The sequence below is a fragment of the Sphingomonas taxi genome, assembly GCF_000764535.1.
GTDB lineage: Bacteria > Pseudomonadota > Alphaproteobacteria > Sphingomonadales > Sphingomonadaceae > Sphingomonas > Sphingomonas taxi.
Genome location: NZ_CP009571.1, coordinates 610,630 through 627,172 on the forward strand (window position 1 = coordinate 610,630; position 16,543 = coordinate 627,172).

Annotated in this window: 14 protein-coding genes; 4 read left to right on the forward strand and 10 right to left on the reverse strand. The window is 68.7% G+C overall.

The window, feature by feature from the left end; all coding sequences use genetic code 11:
- Positions 1-170: 170 nt before the first annotated feature.
- From MC45_RS02640 to MC45_RS02675, 8 genes are all read right to left on the reverse strand, one after another.
- On the reverse strand, positions 171-863 hold the full coding sequence (locus MC45_RS02640; protein WP_038659158.1) for a type 1 glutamine amidotransferase domain-containing protein: 693 nt from the start codon (positions 861-863) through the stop codon (positions 171-173).
- A 101-nt stretch (positions 864-964) separates the two neighbouring features.
- Entirely contained in the window at positions 965-1,564 is a 600-nt protein-coding gene (locus MC45_RS02645) for a TetR/AcrR family transcriptional regulator (RefSeq protein ID WP_038659160.1), read from the reverse strand.
- A 32-nt stretch (positions 1,565-1,596) separates the two neighbouring features.
- Positions 1,597-3,018: an efflux transporter outer membrane subunit gene (locus MC45_RS02650; RefSeq protein ID WP_038659163.1), complete on the reverse strand. Its 1,422-nt coding sequence runs from the start codon at positions 3,016-3,018 to the stop codon at positions 1,597-1,599.
- An 11-nt stretch (positions 3,019-3,029) separates the two neighbouring features.
- Positions 3,030-6,212: an efflux RND transporter permease subunit gene (locus MC45_RS02655; RefSeq protein WP_038659166.1), complete on the reverse strand. Its 3,183-nt coding sequence runs from the start codon at positions 6,210-6,212 to the stop codon at positions 3,030-3,032.
- A gap of 55 nt (positions 6,213-6,267) precedes the next feature.
- The gene (locus tag MC45_RS02660) at positions 6,268-7,530 is read right to left on the reverse strand and encodes an efflux RND transporter periplasmic adaptor subunit (protein WP_038659169.1); all 1,263 of its coding nucleotides are present in this window, start codon (positions 7,528-7,530) and stop codon (positions 6,268-6,270) included.
- The gene (locus tag MC45_RS02665) at positions 7,527-7,928 is read right to left on the reverse strand and encodes a hypothetical protein (RefSeq protein ID WP_038659170.1); all 402 of its coding nucleotides are present in this window, start codon (positions 7,926-7,928) and stop codon (positions 7,527-7,529) included. The genes MC45_RS02660 and MC45_RS02665 overlap by 4 nt, the downstream gene beginning before the upstream one ends.
- 306 nt (positions 7,929-8,234) lie before the next feature.
- The gene (locus MC45_RS02670) at positions 8,235-8,846 is read right to left on the reverse strand and encodes a TetR/AcrR family transcriptional regulator (protein WP_169742516.1); all 612 of its coding nucleotides are present in this window, start codon (positions 8,844-8,846) and stop codon (positions 8,235-8,237) included.
- Between the two features lie 220 nt (positions 8,847-9,066).
- Positions 9,067-10,167: an ROK family transcriptional regulator gene (locus MC45_RS02675; RefSeq protein WP_081974311.1), complete on the reverse strand. Its 1,101-nt coding sequence runs from the start codon at positions 10,165-10,167 to the stop codon at positions 9,067-9,069.
- A 135-nt stretch (positions 10,168-10,302) separates the two neighbouring features.
- On the opposite strand from MC45_RS02675, the gene MC45_RS02680 reads away from it, so the two are divergent.
- Genes MC45_RS02680 through MC45_RS02690 form a run of 3 tightly spaced genes read left to right on the forward strand, consistent with a single transcriptional unit; the run spans position 10,303 to position 14,140 of the window.
- Complete coding sequence (locus MC45_RS02680) at positions 10,303-10,920, forward strand: TonB-dependent receptor plug domain-containing protein (protein WP_038659172.1); 618 nt, start codon at positions 10,303-10,305, stop codon at positions 10,918-10,920.
- Complete coding sequence (locus MC45_RS02685; RefSeq protein WP_038659174.1) at positions 10,917-13,022, forward strand: TonB-dependent receptor; 2,106 nt, start codon at positions 10,917-10,919, stop codon at positions 13,020-13,022. Before MC45_RS02680 ends, MC45_RS02685 begins: the two co-directional genes overlap by 4 nt.
- Entirely contained in the window at positions 13,019-14,140 is a 1,122-nt protein-coding gene (locus MC45_RS02690; RefSeq protein ID WP_218916694.1) for a hypothetical protein, read from the forward strand. Before MC45_RS02685 ends, MC45_RS02690 begins: the two co-directional genes overlap by 4 nt.
- Positions 14,141-14,191: 51 nt before the next feature.
- Here the strand turns inward: MC45_RS02690 and MC45_RS02695 are convergent, their stop codons facing one another.
- Positions 14,192-14,614, reverse strand: coding sequence for a VOC family protein (locus MC45_RS02695; protein ID WP_038659178.1), 423 nt, complete (start codon positions 14,612-14,614; stop codon positions 14,192-14,194).
- A 104-nt stretch (positions 14,615-14,718) separates the two neighbouring features.
- Between MC45_RS02695 and MC45_RS02700 the strand changes: the two genes are divergently transcribed.
- The gene (locus tag MC45_RS02700) at positions 14,719-14,976 is read left to right on the forward strand and encodes an aldo/keto reductase (RefSeq protein WP_038659181.1); all 258 of its coding nucleotides are present in this window, start codon (positions 14,719-14,721) and stop codon (positions 14,974-14,976) included.
- Between the two features lie 48 nt (positions 14,977-15,024).
- Here MC45_RS02700 and MC45_RS02705 read toward each other — a convergent pair whose 3' ends face one another.
- Positions 15,025-16,542 carry a DUF4139 domain-containing protein gene (locus MC45_RS02705; RefSeq protein ID WP_052075493.1) on the reverse strand — a complete coding sequence of 506 codons (1,518 nt, stop codon included), beginning with the start codon at positions 16,540-16,542 and terminating at the stop codon, positions 15,025-15,027.
- Between the last annotated feature and the right edge of the window lies 1 nt (position 16,543).

Consider the following 16,543-nt stretch of genomic DNA (forward strand, 5'->3'; position numbering starts at 1 on the left):
GTTTATTTTCGCACGCCAGCTTTCTTGAAAGAATTATAATACTGTATGAACAAGAAATAATCAATATTATCGATATAAGTCGTGACAATCCCCTTACCGATGGGAGTTTCACAAACGCCTATCCAGATCGCAGCCCGGCATCGCCCCATGCCGGGCCGCGTAACGGAGCGTCAGTCCGTGCTGCGCTCGGCGAGCAGGTCAAGCAGCCGTTGTGCGGCATCTGCCGACGAGCCGGGGTTCTGCCCCGTGATGAGCAGGCCATCCGACACGACGTGCGACGCCCAATCGTCGCCGCGGGTGAACTGCCCGCCATTCGCCTTCAGAATGTCCTCGACGAGGAAGGGTACCACGTCGGTCAGGCCGACCGCGGCTTCCTCGCTGTTGGTGAAGCCGGTGATGGTCTTGCCGGCGACCAGCGACGTGCCATTGGAACCCTTGACGTGGCGCAGCACACCCGGCGCGTGGCAGACTAGCGCCACCGGCTTGTCCACCGCGATGGCCGCCTCGATCAGGCCGATCGACCGCGGGTCTTCGGCGAGGTCCCACAGCGGGCCGTGGCCGCCGGGATAGAAGATCGCGTCGAAATCCGCCGCCGATTGCTCGGCCAGTACGTGCGTGTCGGCCAAGGCGGCCTGCGCCTCCGGGTCGGCGGCAAAGCGACGGGTGGCATCGGTCTGCGACGACGGTTCGTCGCTCTTGGGATCGAGCGGCGGCTGGCCACCCTTTGGTGAAGCGAGCGTGATCTCGGCGCCGGCATCCTTGAAGACATAATAAGGCGCGGCCAGTTCCTCGAGCCAGAAGCCGGTCTTCTTGCCGGTATCGCCGAGCTGGTCGTGCGAGGTGAGGACGATCAGGATCTTCATGTCTGGCTTCCTTCGCTGTGACGAAGCTCGACATAGATCGTATTAGACCGGTCGTCTACAGCTTCGTGGGTCGATGGTTCAGGATGCTGGCTCGGCTTCCGTCACGGCGTCAGGCCGAGAAGCTGCCGGGTCGAGCACAACGCGGCGTCGAACGGCGCGTGTGTCCTCACGATCTTCGCCATCACGCTGGCGCCAAGCCAGAGCTGATAGAGCGACGCGGCCACGTCTTCGGCCGTCCCGGTCACGCCGACCGAGCCATCGGCGACGCCATCTCCAACCATGCGGGTCATACGCGCGATGATCGCGGCGGTACCCGTCTTCAACGTCAGCCGCATCGGCTCGGACAGATCGGCGACCTCGGCCCCGAGCTTGACCGCCAGGCAGCGTCCCTGACAGTCGAGCGCGCCCTGATTGTCGCGCCAGGCCGCGAAATAGGCGATCAACCGCTCGGCCCCGGTCAGGCCGGGCCGCGCGAACAAAGCATCCATCTCGGCAAGATAATCGTCGAAATAGGCGGCGAGCATCGCCTCGCCGAACGCGTCCTTCGATGCGAAATAGTGGTAGAAGGATCCCTTGGGTACGCCGGCGTCCTTCAGGATCTCGGTCAGGCCGACGGCCGAAAACCCCTTGCGGCTCATGATCGTCTGGCCCGTCGCGAGGATCGTGGCACGCGTACTGGTATCGGGAGGCGGAGGTGACATGGACCTGACGTATCATTGGCTAGACCGATCGTCTAGGATTGCCGCCCGCCTCCCGCCGTCTCGCGCGCCCAGCGGCCGCCCAGGGCGCGGAACAGGTCGATCTGCGCGGTCGCGATCGCAGCGTCCTGCCCGGCGAGCGCGGCCTGCGCATCGGCGAGCGTGCGTTCGGCGTCGAGCTGCGATAGGCTGTCGATCCGCCCCTCGCGGCGTTGCGCGCGGGTGATGCGGGTGGCGCGATCGGCCTGGTCGAGCGCGCGTTGCAGCGCGGTGCGGCGGTCCAGCGCGCGGGCATAATTGGACAAGGCCGTCTCCGTTTCGCCGAGCGCGGTAAGGACGGTGCCGTCGAAGGTTGCCAGCGCCGCCTGCGTATCGGCCTCCGCCCCGGCAATCCGCGCCCGCGCGCGGTCGCGGTTGACCGTCCAGTTGAGCAGCGGACCGAGCAGGAAGTTGAGCGGTCCGGCGCCGAACAGATTGCCCAGCCCGGTACTGGTCTGCCCAATCGACCCGCCCAGGGTGATCCGCGGATAGAGGTCGGCGGTCGCCACGCCGATCCGCGCGGTCGCCGCCGCCAGCCGGCGCTCGGCGGCGCGCACGTCGGGGCGGCGCGCCAACAGCGTGGCGCCGTCGCCGACCGGGATCGGCTGCGTCAGGCGCAGCGTCGCGGTGCGCTGCGCGGCGATCGCGGGTAGCTCCTGCGGCGTGCGGCCGGTCAGCGTCGCAAGGCGGAACAAGGCCGCCTGCCGCTCGGCCTGCAACAGCGGGATATCAGCGCTGCGCTGGTCGCGGAGCGCGGCGATCCGCGCGGTGTCGAGCGGGGTGGTCATGCCGACGTCGACGCGGCGTTCGGTGGTGCGCACCTGCCGGTCGAGAAGTGCGACGATCCGCTCGGCCACCGCGATCCGCTCGGCCGCGGCGGCGGCGTCGGCATAGGCGCGTGTTGTGTCCGCGACGATCGCGACGCGGACCGCATCGGCGTCGGCATCGGCGGCCGCGACGTCACCGCGCGCGGCGGCGACGTTGCGCGCGATGCGGCCGAACAGGTCGACCTCGTAGGACAGGTCGAGTCCGCCGTCGATCAGCCACGTCTCGCTGCCGACGCCGGGCGGGCGCTGCGCCTGCGAGAAGCGGTTGTAGCTGGCACCGGCGCCCAGCGTGGCGCGCGGGGTGCGGTCGGTACGCACCTCGCGAAGCGCAGCGCGCGCACGGGCGAGACGGGCGACCGCGACGCGCAGGTCGGTGTTGGCGGCCAGCGCCTGTGCCACCAACCCGTCGAGCACGGGGTCGTCGTAGAGCCGCCACCAATGGTCGTCGGGCGGCGTGGTATTGGTCGCGGCACTCGTTGCGATGAACGGTGCGGCGGCAGTCGCCGGTGTGGCGGGCGGGCGATAGTCCGGTCCGGCGGCGCAGGCGGCGAGCGCAAGCAGCGAGACGGCGGTGGTCAGGGATTTGAGCATATCGGCCCTCCTCATTCGGCAGGCTGGAGCGCGGGATCGGCGGCATCATGGCGGACGCGGCGCGCGGCAAGTCGCAGGCCGAGCGCACGGCACACGACGTAGAAGGTCGGCGTGAAGATCAGCCCGAAGCCGGTGACGCCGATCATCCCGAAGAACACCGCCGTCCCCAGCGCCTGCCGCAGCTCCGCGCCCGCACCGCTGGCGACCAGCAGCGGCACCGTTCCGAGGATGAACGCAAAGCTGGTCATCAGGATCGGACGCAGCCGCACCTGCGCGGCCTGTACCGCCGCCTCGACCGGCGAGAGGCCGTCCTGCTCCTCGGCCTGCTTGGCGAATTCGACGACGAGGATCGCATTCTTGGCGGCGAGCGCGATCAGCACGACCAGCCCGATCTGCGTCAGGACGTTATTGTCGAGCCCGCGCAGATTGACCCCGATCATCGCCGCCAGCAGGCACATCGGCACGATCAGCACGATCGACAGCGGCAGCAGCAGGCTCTCATATTGCGCCGCCAGCACCAGGAAGACGAACACCACTGCCAGCGCGAAGACGATCCCCGCGATGCTGCCCGCCGCTTTCTGCTGATAGGCGATGCCGGTCCATTCGCTGCCATAACCGCGCGGCAGCGTGTCGGCGGCGAGCTTCTCCATCGCGATCAGCGACCGACCCGAGGAATAGCCGGGCGCGGTGTCGCCATCGACCTCGACTGCCGGGTAGAGATTGTAGCGCGTGACGCGATACGGACCGGTGCGGTCCTGGAAGGTCGCGACCGACCCAAGCGGCACCATCCCGCCCTTGTCGGATCGCGTCTTGAGGTCGGCGATGTCGGCGGGGGTGGAGCGGAACGGCGCGTCGGCCTGTGCGGTAACGCGATAGGTGCGGCCGATCAGGTTGAAGTCGTTGACGAACGCGCTGCCCAGATAGACCTGCAACGCCTCGAAGACGCGCGCCGGCGGCACGCCGAGCATATCGGCCTTGGGGCGATCGACATCGGCGAAGATGCGCGGCGTCGCGGTGTTGAAGAAGGTATAGACCTGCGCCAGCCCCTCGGTCTGGTTGGCCTTGGCGATCAATGCGCCCGCGGTGGCGTCGAGCTGCTTGTATCCGGCACCCTGCCGGTCCTGCACCATCAGCCGATAGCCGCCCGCCGATCCGATCCCCTGGATCAACGGCGGCGGGACGACGAGAATGCGCGCCTCGTCGATGTCGGCGGTCGCCTTGCGGGTCGCGTCCATCAGCCCCGCGAAGGTGACGCCCAGCTTTTCGCGCTCGGCGAACGATTTCAGGGGCACATAAGCGGCGGCGGTATTGGGGGCGAGCGTCTGCGACGGTCCGTCGAAGCCCGCCAGCATCACCACGCCCTTGACGCCGGCGAGCGGCAGGATGCGCTTGGCGACCTTCTGCACCACCGCGTCGGTACGCTCGACCGAGGCGCCGGCGGGGAGCTGGACGATGGTCAGGAAATAGCCCTGATCCTGCGCCGGGATAAAGCCGGTCGGCGTCGCCCAGAACAGACCGACGGTGGCGACGATCAGCCCGGCATAGACCGCCATCATCCGCTTCGGCCGTCGCACCAGCCGGGCGGTGAGCGCGGCATAGCGCACGCTCAACCGCTCGAATCCGGTGTTGAAACGGTCACCCGCGGCACGAACGAAGCGGATGGCGCGGTTGCCGCCCTCGTGCGTGTCGTGCGCGCGCAGCAGGATCGCGGCGAGCGCGGGCGATAGCGTCAGCGAGACGATCAGCGAGATCACCGTCGCCGTCGCGATCGTCACCGCGAACTGCTGATAGAAGGCGCCGGAGAGACCGGTGAGGAATAAGGTCGGCACGAACACCGCACAGAGCACCAGCACGATCGCGACCAGCGCGCCGGACACCTCGTCCATCGACACCATCGCCGCCTCCAGCGGCGGCAGGCCGCGCGCCAGATTGCGCTCGACATTCTCGACCACCACGATTGCATCGTCGACGACGATGCCGATCGCCAGCACCAATCCGAACAGCGACAGTGTGTTGAGCGAATAGCCGACCGCCGCGAGCACCGCGAACGTGCCGACCAGCGACACCGGGATCGCCACGATCGGGATGATCGCTGCGCGCCATTTCTGGAGGAACACCAGGATGACGAGCACGACCAGCACCATCGCCTCGAACAGGGTGTGGATCACCGCATCCACCGATTGCGCGATAAATTCGGTGGGATTGTAGATGACGCGATATTCCAGCCCCTTGGGGAAGGATTTCGACATCGCCTGCATCTCCGCCTCGACCTTCTCGGCGGCGGCGAGCGCGTTGGAGCCGGGACGCTGGAACACCGCCGCGATCACGGTCGGCTGGCCGGACAGATAGGTGTTGGAATTATAGTCCTGCGCACCCAGTTCGACGCGCGCGATGTCGCGGACGCGCACCTGCCGTCCGTCGGCGTCGGTGCGGATCACGACGTCGGCGAATTGTCCCGGTTCGAGCAGGCGCCCCTGCGTCTCGACGTTGAGCTGAAAGGCGCTGCCGTGCGAATAGGGCGGCTGGCCGAGCGAACCGGCGGCGACCTGCACGTTCTGCGCGCGCAGCGCCGCGACGATATCGCCGGCGGTGAGGTTCAGCGCGGCGGCGCGGCCGGGATCGATCCAGACGCGCATCGCATAGTCGCGGCTGCCGAACAGGCGCACGTCGCCGACGCCGTCGATCCGCGCGAGCCGGTCGCGGACCTGGGTCAGCGCGTAATTGGAGATATAGCCGCGATCGAGCGAATTGTCGGGCGAGATCAAATTGACGACCATCAGAAAGTCGGGGCTGGTCTTGCGCGTGACGACGCCCAGCCGCTGCACCTCCTCGGGCAGGCGGGGGACCGCGATCGCGACCCGGTTCTGCACCAGCACCTGCGCCGCATCCAGATCGGTGCCGATCTTGAACGTGACCGTGATCGTGACGTTGCCGTCGCCGGTCGACTGGCTCGACTGGTACAGCATGTTGTCGACGCCGTTGATCTCCTGCTCGATCGGCGCGGCGACCGTCTCCGCGACGGTCTCGGCGGACGCGCCGGGATAGCTGGCGGAAACCGTCACGGTCGGCGGCACGATGTCGGGATATTGCGCGACCGGCAGCCCCCAGTAAGCGATGGCGCCGACAAGCGTGATGATGACCGCGATGACGCCCGCGAAGATCGGGCGGGTGATGAAGAAGCGCGACAGGCGCATGATAGGCTCCCCCTTTCCGAGGATGAAGACGGCCGGGACGTGGGTCGGCGAAGCGTCAGGAGGTGAAGGTCGCCTCGCCGGTGGTCGGCGACAGGCCGCCGGGGGCGGGGGCGGCGACGACCGGCGCGATGCGGCCTGCGCGCACCTTCACCTTCGTTCCCGGCATCGCCATCTGCGTGCCGCCGATCACGACGCGATCGCCGCGCGACAGCCCGCCGCTGACGATCCGCAAGCCATCGACCACCGGACCGAGCGTCACCGGCTTGACCACCACCGTGCCGTCGCTGGCGACGGTCAGCAGCGTCTTGCGCGCCTGATCGGTCTGCACCGCCGCATCCGGCACCAGCAGCGCATGCGTGGTGCCGCCGCTGGCCAGCCGCATGTTGCCGAACAGACCGGGGGTCAGGAACATGTCCGGGTTGGCGAGCACGGCACGGCTGCGGATCGTGCCGGATCGCGGATCGAAGCCGTTGTCGGTGAAGTCGAGCTTGCCGTGCCAGCGATAATCGCTCTCGTCCTGCAACCGTACGTCGACCGCCGGGGCGACATTGCCGACGGCGCGCGCGCGCTTCCCCTTGAGAAACAGCGCCTCCGAGCCGTCGAAGGTGAAATAGATCGGGTCGAGCGCGTTGATCGTCGTGAGCAATGTGCCGCTGGTGTCGCCGCCCGCGACGAGGTTGCCGGGGTCTACGCGCCGGCTGGAAATCCGCCCGCCGATCGGCGCACGGACCTGCGTGAACTCGACATCGAGCGCGCGGCCGCGGATGCGCGCCTCCGCGGCGGCGATTGCCGCGGTGGCGGCGCGGACGCGGGCGCTCAGTTGGTCGAGCTCGCCCTTCGACACCGCATCCTCCGCCTCCAGCCGGTTGGCGCGGTCGAGGTTGGCGCGGGCCAGCGCGAGGTCGCTGCGCGCGCTTGCCAGCCCGGCGCGGGCCTCGGCCAGCGCGGCGGCGAACGGGCGCGGATCGATCGTGAACAGCAACTGGCCCGGTCGCACGGTCGCGCCGTCGGTGAAGTGCAGCGCGGTCACCGCGCCGGACACGCGCGCGCGCACCTCGACTGTGCGGCTCGGTTCGAAGCGGCCGACGAAATCGTCCCATTGCGCGACGTCGCGCTGTAGCGGCGCGGCGACCGTGACGGTCGGTGCGGGGGCGGCCGAGGCAGTCGCCGGCTCGCTGCGATTGACCGCCACACCGGCGGCGATCGCGAGCAAGGCGGGGACGCCGATCCACAGCGACCGGCGCAGCAGCGGCGACGACGCGGCTGGCGGGGCGAGCGGCGTCGCGTGGGTCGTGTCCACGGGGGCGTGCACGGTCATCGACGCGCTCCCATCGTCTTGCGGCGGGCGACGCCGATACTGTCCGTCATCAGCTCATATTGCGCCGGCGAGAAACCGGCGTTGAGGAAGCGGGTCAGCTCGGCGCTCGGTATCGTATAACCGTAATGCCACGCGAAGACCGCGATCCGGCGCAGCGCCTCCAGACGCTCGTCCGCGAGCATCGGGTTGTGCGGCTGCCGGAACAGCGCGCCGAGCGCGCTGGCCATGCGGCCGGGGCGGCGGAGCGACGACAAGGCGTCCTTGCGTGCCAGGGCGACGACCGACCATTCCAGCCCGGTGAGTCGGGCGGCAGGTTGGTCGTCGATCGCCGGCACCGCGGCCGGTGTGGCAGGGGGAAGGGCGGGGAGGCGGTCGGCGTCGAGCATCAGATAGGCCATGCGAGATCCCTGAATTGGACGTGCGCGAACACCGCCCGCCATCGCGGACGACGACGGGGCACACCGATCGATCGGTGGCGGGCGCACGGAGCCGGCGGGCGCTGGCGGCCCGTTGCGGCAGGTCGTGATGAGAAGTGGCGGGCGCGACCGTCAGGTCGCGTCGGGTCGTCCGGTCAGTCCAGGATCCATGTCGGCTCCTTCGATCGTGAACCGCCGGCGTGGCGTTTCATTCCGTACCGCATGGTATATTAACCGCTTCCGAGAAGATCAACGTATTTCTGTACCGGGCGGTAATTTATTTCGCGTTCAGCGGCTGGGCCACATCATCAGCCCGATGTCGACGACGCGGTCCAGATCGGCGCGGGTCGCGCCGGAGCCGGCCTGCACCGCCATGCCCTGCAGCATCGCGTAGAGATATTGCGCGAGTCCTTCCGGATCGGCGCCGGGGGCAAGGTCGCCATCGCGCTGCGCCGCGCGGAAGCGCTCGACCAGCGCTGCATGCGCGGCGGCGCGACGCTCGATGATATGGCCTCTGATCGACTCGGCCTCGGCGCCGCAGGCGGTGGCGCTGATGACGCCCAGACAGCCCTTGGGATCGGAAGTGCTGGTCTGCGCCACGACCGCGCCGCGCATGAGATGCTCGGCGACCGCGCGGGCGGTCGGCTGTTTGAGGGCATCGCGGGTATAGGCCATCTTCTCGGCGCCGTAGAGATCGAGCGCACGATGGAACAGCTGTTCCTTATTGCCGAACGCGGCGTAGAGGCTGGGTTTGGTGATGCCCATCGCCGCGGTCAGATCCGCCATCGACGCGCCGTCATAGCCCTTCGCCCAGAATACGCCGAGCGCGGCGGCCAGCGCCGCTTCGGTGCAGAATTCGCGTGGACGGCCACGCGTCGCAACGGCAGGAGCAGATTGCATAACGCTCGGTATATAATGGTCGACAACGCCCGCGTCGAGGGCCGTCACATAGTAAGTCATTCGTCCGCGATCGGTTCTTGAAAGCGGTCGGGCGGTCGGGAGTGGAATGTGGATCGACCGCCTTGCAAGCCGTTGGGCTGGGAGTATCCGCGGTATCGTCCCAATCGAACGAACGGCATCGTACGTCATGCGGGAGGGCGATCTTGCGACGGCGGTTCCATCAGTCGAACATCTGGTGGTGGAGGATCAGCGCCGCGGCGCCCAGCGGTGCCGCCAGATCGGGCTCTAGCGCCGCCACCGCGAGCTTTGCCGGCGGTTCGCGAACGCCGCGCCGCTCCGGCAGGGTGAGTACCGGCCATTGCACGCCGTCGACGATCCGGCGGGCAAGCGCGCGCGGCAGCCGGCCGCCAAGCACGATCGCCTCGCAGTCGAAGGCGTAGCGCAGCGTCTGGAACAGCCAGGTGAAGGACTCCTGGCGTGCGTCGAGCCATGGCTCGACACCGGGCCAGCGCGGATCGAACCGCGCCACCAGATCGCCGATACCGTCACACTCGGTGCCGTGGGCCGCGAGCATGGCACGAAGGTCGCCGAGGTTCGGCGTGGTGCGGCCGGCGAAGGGGAACAGGCCGGCGATCTCGCCGGCATTGCCGTGATGGCCGCGCAGCAGCTGGCCATCGACGACCGTCGCGGCGCGGAAGCCGGCCGCGACGTTGACGTAGCAGAAGCTGCCGAAGTCGGCGCCGACGCCGAGCAGGTGCTCGCCGATCGCGGTGGCCGCGGCGATGTTCTCTACCATCGCGGGCAAGGCAAGGCGGCGGCTGACGAGCGCCTCCAGATCGATCAGCGCCCAGTCGTCGAGCTCGGGGGCGGGGTTGACGGTGCGCGGGGCGGTGAAGAAGCCGGCGATCGCCACGCCGATGCCGACGATCTGGTCGGGCAGGGACTGTTCGTCGCGGAACCGCACGACCGCGTCGAGCAGCCCGTCGCGCGGCATCCCCGGCAGGCTGATCTCGCGGCGCGCGCGCACCGCCCCGGCGAGGTCGAGCAGCAGCACGTCGGCACGGTCGGTCATCACCGACAGGCCGAGGCTGAAGGCGGCATCGGGGGCGATGTGGATCGTGGCGCTCGGCTGGCCGCGACCCTGCGCCACCGCCTCGCCGGCGCGGACCAGCCCCGCCGCCTCCAGCTCCTCGGTGGCGCGGAAGATCGCGGTGCCCGACAGGCCGGTGTCGCGGATCAGCGTCGACCGCGACAGGCTGCCGTGCCGTCTGACGAGGGTCAGCACGCGGCGTGCACGCGGGGTCAGGGAGAGGCGGTTCATCTTCACTAACCTCACGCACAGGACGACCTACCTGGCGTTAGCCCCGGCGTCTTCAGACTGTCAAATATATATCGTACAGGATGATATGTATTTGACGAAGTCGGGGGGCTCATGACATATCTATCGAGGCATTCCATGCTGTTGACGCTGGCGGCCGGCACGATGCTGGCGGGAATGCCGGCGCAGGCGCAGGCGCAGGTGAGGGACGGCGCGGCCGTCGCGCCGGACGCGAACAGCGACGGCGACCAGCCGGACATCGTCGTCACCGGCTTCCGCGCGTCGCAGCGCTCGGCGACCAAGGCGAAGCGCGAGGCGGCGGTGATCCTCGATTCCGTCGCGCAGGACGATGTCGGCCGGCTGCCCGACCTCAACATCGTCGAGGCGAGCCGGCGGATCACCGGCGTGTCGGTGGTCGGCGGGGCGGACGCGACCAAGAACCGCGACATCTACCAGCGCGCGACGATCCGTGGCCTCGATCCGCGCTACAATCTCGTCACGATCGACGGCATTCCGCTCGCCTCGCCCGACTGGGTCTATCGCGGTGCGCGGCTCGAGATGCTGCCGGCATCGCTCGTCTCGCGGATCGAGGCGATCAAGAGCGTCAGCGCGCAATATGATCCGCACGCGCTCGGCGGCCAGATCAACATCGTGTCGAAAAGCGCCTTCGACGGCCGCGGCGACCGCAGTCTGGTGCTCAACGCCAATGCCGCGACAACGACACCGCAGGCAAGCTCATCCGCGGCGGTGGCGTGACGATCCGTACCGATGCGACCGCCGCGGCGCGGTTCGGCGCCAACCGCGATTTCGGCGTCGTCGCCTCGGCGGAATATCAGCGCCTGCCGTCGACCGCGCGCGCCGAACTGCCCGGCGACAGCAATGGCGCGGGCTGGTCCTATTTCACCGCCGCGGGGGCGCGCACGCCGTTCGCCACCCTGTCTACCGGTTATCCGGTGCCGGTGCGCAACCAGGACTATTTCTTCGAGAATATGCGCACCCGGCTCAGCGGCAACCTGAAGCTGGAATGGCGACCCGACGATGCGACCGCGCTGGCGCTGTTCGGCGGCTATTATCACGACACCGATACCGAGACGCGGTACGAGATGCTGACCATTCCGACCGGCGCGCCGACCGACGTCACGCCGGGCAGCGGCCGCTTCGCGCGCGGCGACCTGCAGCAGGGGCTGACCTATCAGCCGGTGACGCGCGACACCTGGCTGGTCGACGCAAAGGGGCATCACGACTTCGGCGGTGGCGTCGTGCTCGACACGACGCTCGCGCGTTCGCAGGCGACCTATCGCGAGCTGCGCGAGATGATCAAATATGGCACCAATCCGCAGGCGGGCAGCGCCACGGCAGGCTATCTGCCGGCGTTCGGCTATGCCTATCGCATCGTCAAAGGCCGGCCGCGGCTGACGTTCAACGACGGCGCCGCGGCGAACAACCCGGACAGCTATCGCGCGCTCTACTATCGCAGCATCGATCGCGATCTCGATTCGACGGTGGATTTCGCCAGGGTCGATCTCGGCCTCAACGCCGCGGCGGCCGACCGCGGCTTCGGCGCGCGGGTCGGCGCGGCGGTGACGCGCACCGATCTCGCCTATGACCAGCGTTATGCCGAATATGTCCCCGCCGATGCCGCCGGGCAGACGACGATCGGGACGATGCGCGGCATCCTCTACGACCGGCGCCCCGGCGCCTATATGACGCCCGCCGTCCCCTATCTGCTGATCGACCGGCAGGCGGCGTGGCAGCGGTTCGCGGCGACGCGCAGCGCCTTCGTCGCGACCAATCAGGTCGCCAACAATGCCGCCGACGATTTCCGCGATCTGGAGACGACGAAGGCCGCCTATGCGCAGGCGCTGTTCCGCACCGACGATTTCGACGTGCAGGCCGGGGTGCGCTACGATGATACGCATCTCGTCGTCGACACCAACCAGCCGACCGGCACCGCGGCGACCGCCTATCGCGCGGTGCGGCGCACCACCGGCTATGCCTATTGGCTGCCCTCGGCGCTTGCCACCTATCAGCTCGGCGACGGCATGCGGCTGCGCGCCGGCGTGTCGAAGACGATCGGCCGACCCGATTACAGCCAATATGCCGTCCGCAACACGTTCGGGATCGGCACCGACGGCACGCTGACGATCGCTACCGGCAATCCCGACCTCAAGCCGCGCGAGGCGTGGAATTACGACCTGTCCTACGAATGGTATCCGGGCGCCGGCATGATCTCGGTCGCCGCCTTCACCAAGGCTATCCGCAACGAGATCTTCACCAGCAGCCAGCAAGGGCCGGCGACGCCGTTCCAGGGCGTCACTTACCAGAATGTCTTCGTCACCACGCCGCGCAACGCGGCGTCGGCGCGGGTGAAGGGGCTGGAGATCGGCTATACGATCGATCGGATCGCCACGGTGCCGGGCCTCGGCTTCAACGCCAACGTCACGCTGCTCGACGGATCGTATCGCCAGCCGGTCAGCGCGGCGGGGATCAGGACGGGGCTGCCCGCGACGCGGCGAACCAGCGGATTGATCCAGCAGCCCGATTATATCGCCAACCTCACCGTCTTCTACGTGACCGGCCCGGTCGAGCTGCGCGGTTCGTACAATCGCATCGGCCGCGCGCTGCAATCGGCGGACGGCGATACGCCGCTGCGCGACCTCTATCAGGAGCCGCGCCAGCAATTCGACGTGCAGGCGCGGCTTGCGGTGCGCGACGGGCTCGATCTCGTCGGCCAGGTGCAAAATCTGACCAAGGAGGCATTCGTCGTCCGTCAGGGGCGCCGGCGCGAGGACGTCAATTACTTCTTCCCGGTCGGGCGGACGATCTGGCTCGGCCTGTCGTGGACGCCGAAGCTATGAGGCCGCTGCCGGGGGTGATGGTGGCGGCCCTGATGCTCGCCGCCACCGCGGCTGCGGCGCAGGAGGTCGGCCAAGTGCCGGTCGAACCGATGGTCCGCGTCGTGCTCAAATTCGTCAAGCGCGGCGCGGGCGGGGGTGTCCGCTTCGATCCGGCAAGCTGTCCGGCGTGCCGGATCGTCACCGACGCCAATTGGAACGCTGACAACGCCCGCGAGACGGTCGTCGCCGTGTCGGTGCCACGGATGCGGTCGCTGGAGCTCGGTTTCGCCGGCCCGGCCGCGACGATCCGGCGGGTGATCCTCGAGGGCGGCGACCTGCCGTTCCGGCGCGCGGGTGCGCGGCTGGTCGTGGCGCTGCCGCCGGTGCCTGCGGATGCGATCACCGCCGGCGAGGTCGCGACGCATATCGTCGAGCCGGGCATGGTGCTGCGCTTCGAACATGCCGACCCGGCGCGGCGCGCGGGCGATTATGCCGGCGGCCGTTTCCCCGCGGTCGAGCGCGCCGCGGCCGACACGCTGGAGTTCGCGCAGCGCGAGGTGGTGCGCGAACTCGGGCTGGGCGCGCATGTCGGGCGGGCGGGGCTGGGGACGATCCAGATCATGGGCTTCGACACCAACGCCCCCCACGACCATCGCGACTCCCCGCCGCACATCCACATGCATCTGCGCTGGCCGGACAATATCGGCACGCAGATCGGCCATTATTATATCGGGCCGGACGGCTTGCTGAGCCACAATGTCGTGGGGGTGAAAGGGCTGGAAGCGCCGCAGCGGCGCTTCGGCCGCGGCGAGGCGTTCACGACGATCGGTGCGGACGGGCGTCCCGTCTACACCCATCGCATCACCGCCGAAGGCTGGCTCGATCTCGGCGCGGCGGACGGGCCGCCCTGCCATATCCGCCCGGCCGGCGCCGGCGGCTTCGCGGGTGGTGCGATCGTCGCCTGTCCGGGGCAGGCGCCGCGGCGGATCACCGTCGCCGACGACCTCGCGCGAGGCCTGCTGACCGTCGACACCAACGCGATCCGCGAGACCTTCCGCTACGATCCCGACACCGGCGGGCTGCTGCCGCCGACCGACGTCGCGCCGCCCGGCCCGTCGGTGTTCACCGGCGACGGATGATCCCGCGCGCCGTCCGTACCGGATGTCCGGCCGCCAGCCGGGAGCTGATGCCTAAGCCTGATCCGGCGGCCCCGCTTCGATGGCGGCGGAATCCATCCAGAACGGCCCGAACCCGTGGCCATCGAGGTCCTCGAACGCGCGGCTGTACATGAAACCCATGTCTTGTGGTTCGTGCAGTTCGCGTCCACCCGCCTCGACCGCCGCGCGCGTGATCGCGTCGACGTCTTCGCGACTGTCGAACGACAGCGCGTAATGGCCGGTGGAGTGCGTCGCCGCATCCACGATCGTCTTCTCCGTGAATGTCGCGAAGAAGGGCTTGGCGAGAAGCATGACGTAGATCGCGTCCGACCACACCATCGACGACGACTGCGCATTGCTGAACCGCGCGTTCTTCGCGAAGCCGATCGCCTCGTAGAAAGCGGTCGATGCCGCGACATCGGCGACCGGCAGGTTGACGAAGATCATCTTGGGCATGGTTGAGGTCCTCTCCATCGCAACGACTGCCGTCGACTCGGCTCGTTCGCAAACTATGCTCTTCCCGACGCCGTCCGTCGTCCCCGCATTCGATAGCCGGGGCCGTGGCTGGCGTCGTCGCGCAGGTGGCGCTCGCCTGGGCGATGGCGAAGCCGGGCGTCACCTCGCCACTGATCGGTGCGCGGACCGTCGAGCAGCTGACCGGCAACTTGGCCGCTGCCCCGCTGACGCTCGACCACGAACAGATGGCACGATTGGATGAGGTAAGCGCTCCTCCGCCCGGCTTCAGCGCCGGGCTGGCGTCGCTCGCCATTCGGCGCATGGTATTTGGAGGTCGCGACGTTCGCGGTTGGGGCGAGTAATGGGGACACCGCGATCAGCTCGGTTTCTGGGTCAGCACGTCCGACAATCTAACGAGAACCGAGCATCTCGTAATCGAACGTCGCCAGCCCGTTCGCCGGCACCGTCGTCGCCCAGACGTAGCGGCCGTTGCGCCGACGGAGGGGCTGCCGGAATCGCAGATGCTGGTCGTCACCGCTGGTCCCGAGCCTGGCCTCGAACTCGATCGGCCATGGGTTGGCGTTGGTGACCGTCAGCAGATGACCGTCCGCGTGACGGCGCGCCGGCCGATCGGCGATCTCCACCGACACGCCGGGGCCGGCATCGAGCCGATACTCGACGTCCTCGCCCACCGCTTTGTCGTCGGTCCTCGTGGAGCCGATCAACAACCGCCGACCGCCCATCTCCTGAAACACTTCGACTTGCCCCGCCGGCAATGGCGCTCCGAGGCCACCGGTGGTGGTGTTGCGCGCGCGCAGGATCAGGCGGGGGGCGCTCGCGTCGTCGTCGAAGACGTCGCTGACATACACGAGGCGCATCGCCACGCCTTGCCGGGCGAGGAATGCCACCTGCTTCTGCGCTTTCGCCGCGACGGTGACCCGGTCGGGGAAGCGGTATAGCTTGAGGTCGCCGAGTTCCTCCTGCTTCGCGATTCTGGCGGCAGTGACGACGATTTCCTGAGCCATCGGCGCTGGCGGGGGCGGCGGTGGCGGCGGTGGCGGTGGCGGGGGAGGCGGCAATGGCGAGGAATAGTCGGCGCCGGTCGGGAAGCATCGCAGCGTCAGCGCGCGATTACGGTCGATGCCGACTATCGGTAGCCGGTCTGACTCCACCCGATTGACTTTGCCGGCCACGGCCGCCCCCCGCGCGTTGGGGAAGCTGGTGACGTCGTTCGATGCTACGGTCACCCACGCGAACAGATCAGCGGAGCGACCATCGGGCTGCATCGTCACGACATAGTCCGCTTGCCAGTCGAACCCGGTGGCGAGGTAGGACAGGGTCAGCGTGGCGGTGGCCGCGTGCGCGCTGGTGGTTCGGATCGACAGCGTCGGCTTGTCGGACAGGCCGGCTGGCACCTCTGGATAGACGATCGCCTCCGCAAGGCCGGTGCATCGCAGCGCCTCGGTGCCGGCAGCCAAAGTGACCAGCGCGGCGCCGCGGGCGGCGGAGCGGATCGTCGCAGGCTGCTCGACCACCTTGCCGGTCGCGCGGTCGGTCCGACGGATGATGACCCGCCGACCGAGCGCCCGGTCGTAGAGCGAGCGCGGCGAGAGCAGGTCGGCGTCAAGATTCTTCTCGATGACCCCGCTCGGCAGGTCGGCGACGACGGCGGACTCGGGCAGAATGTTGCCCGCAACGCCCTCGAACCGGATCACCGCCGTGCCCGCCGGCAGGGTGATCGTCCGCCGTTCGGTGATGAGCGCGACACCGGCGGGGTGGTTGCGGTCGATCTCGCGACCCCGGCGATCCGGCGCGCCATAGACGGTGACGCTGACGTCGTCGGGCTTGGTCGAGGTGACCACCACCTGCGCGTCGAGCACCGTCGGCGCAGCCACTGCCAGCAGCAGGGCGAGCCAGGCGAGGCGCACG

Coding starts and splice junctions, on each gene's coding strand:
- MC45_RS02640 (WP_038659158.1), bottom strand. CDS start 863: ATGAAGATCCTGATCGTCCTCACCTCGCACGACCAGCTCGGCGATACC.
- MC45_RS02680 (WP_038659172.1), top strand. CDS start 10,303: ATGCTGTTGACGCTGGCGGCCGGCACGATGCTGGCGGGAATGCCGGCG.
- MC45_RS02695 (WP_038659178.1), bottom strand. CDS start 14,614: ATGCCCAAGATGATCTTCGTCAACCTGCCGGTCGCCGATGTCGCGGCA.
- MC45_RS02675 (WP_081974311.1), bottom strand. CDS start 10,167: ATGAACCGCCTCTCCCTGACCCCGCGTGCACGCCGCGTGCTGACCCTC.
- MC45_RS02655 (WP_038659166.1), bottom strand. CDS start 6,212: ATGCGCCTGTCGCGCTTCTTCATCACCCGCCCGATCTTCGCGGGCGTC.
- MC45_RS02690 (WP_218916694.1), top strand. CDS start 13,019: ATGAGGCCGCTGCCGGGGGTGATGGTGGCGGCCCTGATGCTCGCCGCC.
- MC45_RS02650 (WP_038659163.1), bottom strand. CDS start 3,018: ATGCTCAAATCCCTGACCACCGCCGTCTCGCTGCTTGCGCTCGCCGCC.
- MC45_RS02660 (WP_038659169.1), bottom strand. CDS start 7,530: ATGACCGTGCACGCCCCCGTGGACACGACCCACGCGACGCCGCTCGCC.
- MC45_RS02645 (WP_038659160.1), bottom strand. CDS start 1,564: ATGTCACCTCCGCCTCCCGATACCAGTACGCGTGCCACGATCCTCGCG.
- MC45_RS02665 (WP_038659170.1), bottom strand. CDS start 7,928: ATGGCCTATCTGATGCTCGACGCCGACCGCCTCCCCGCCCTTCCCCCT.
- MC45_RS02670 (WP_169742516.1), bottom strand. CDS start 8,846: ATGCAATCTGCTCCTGCCGTTGCGACGCGTGGCCGTCCACGCGAATTC.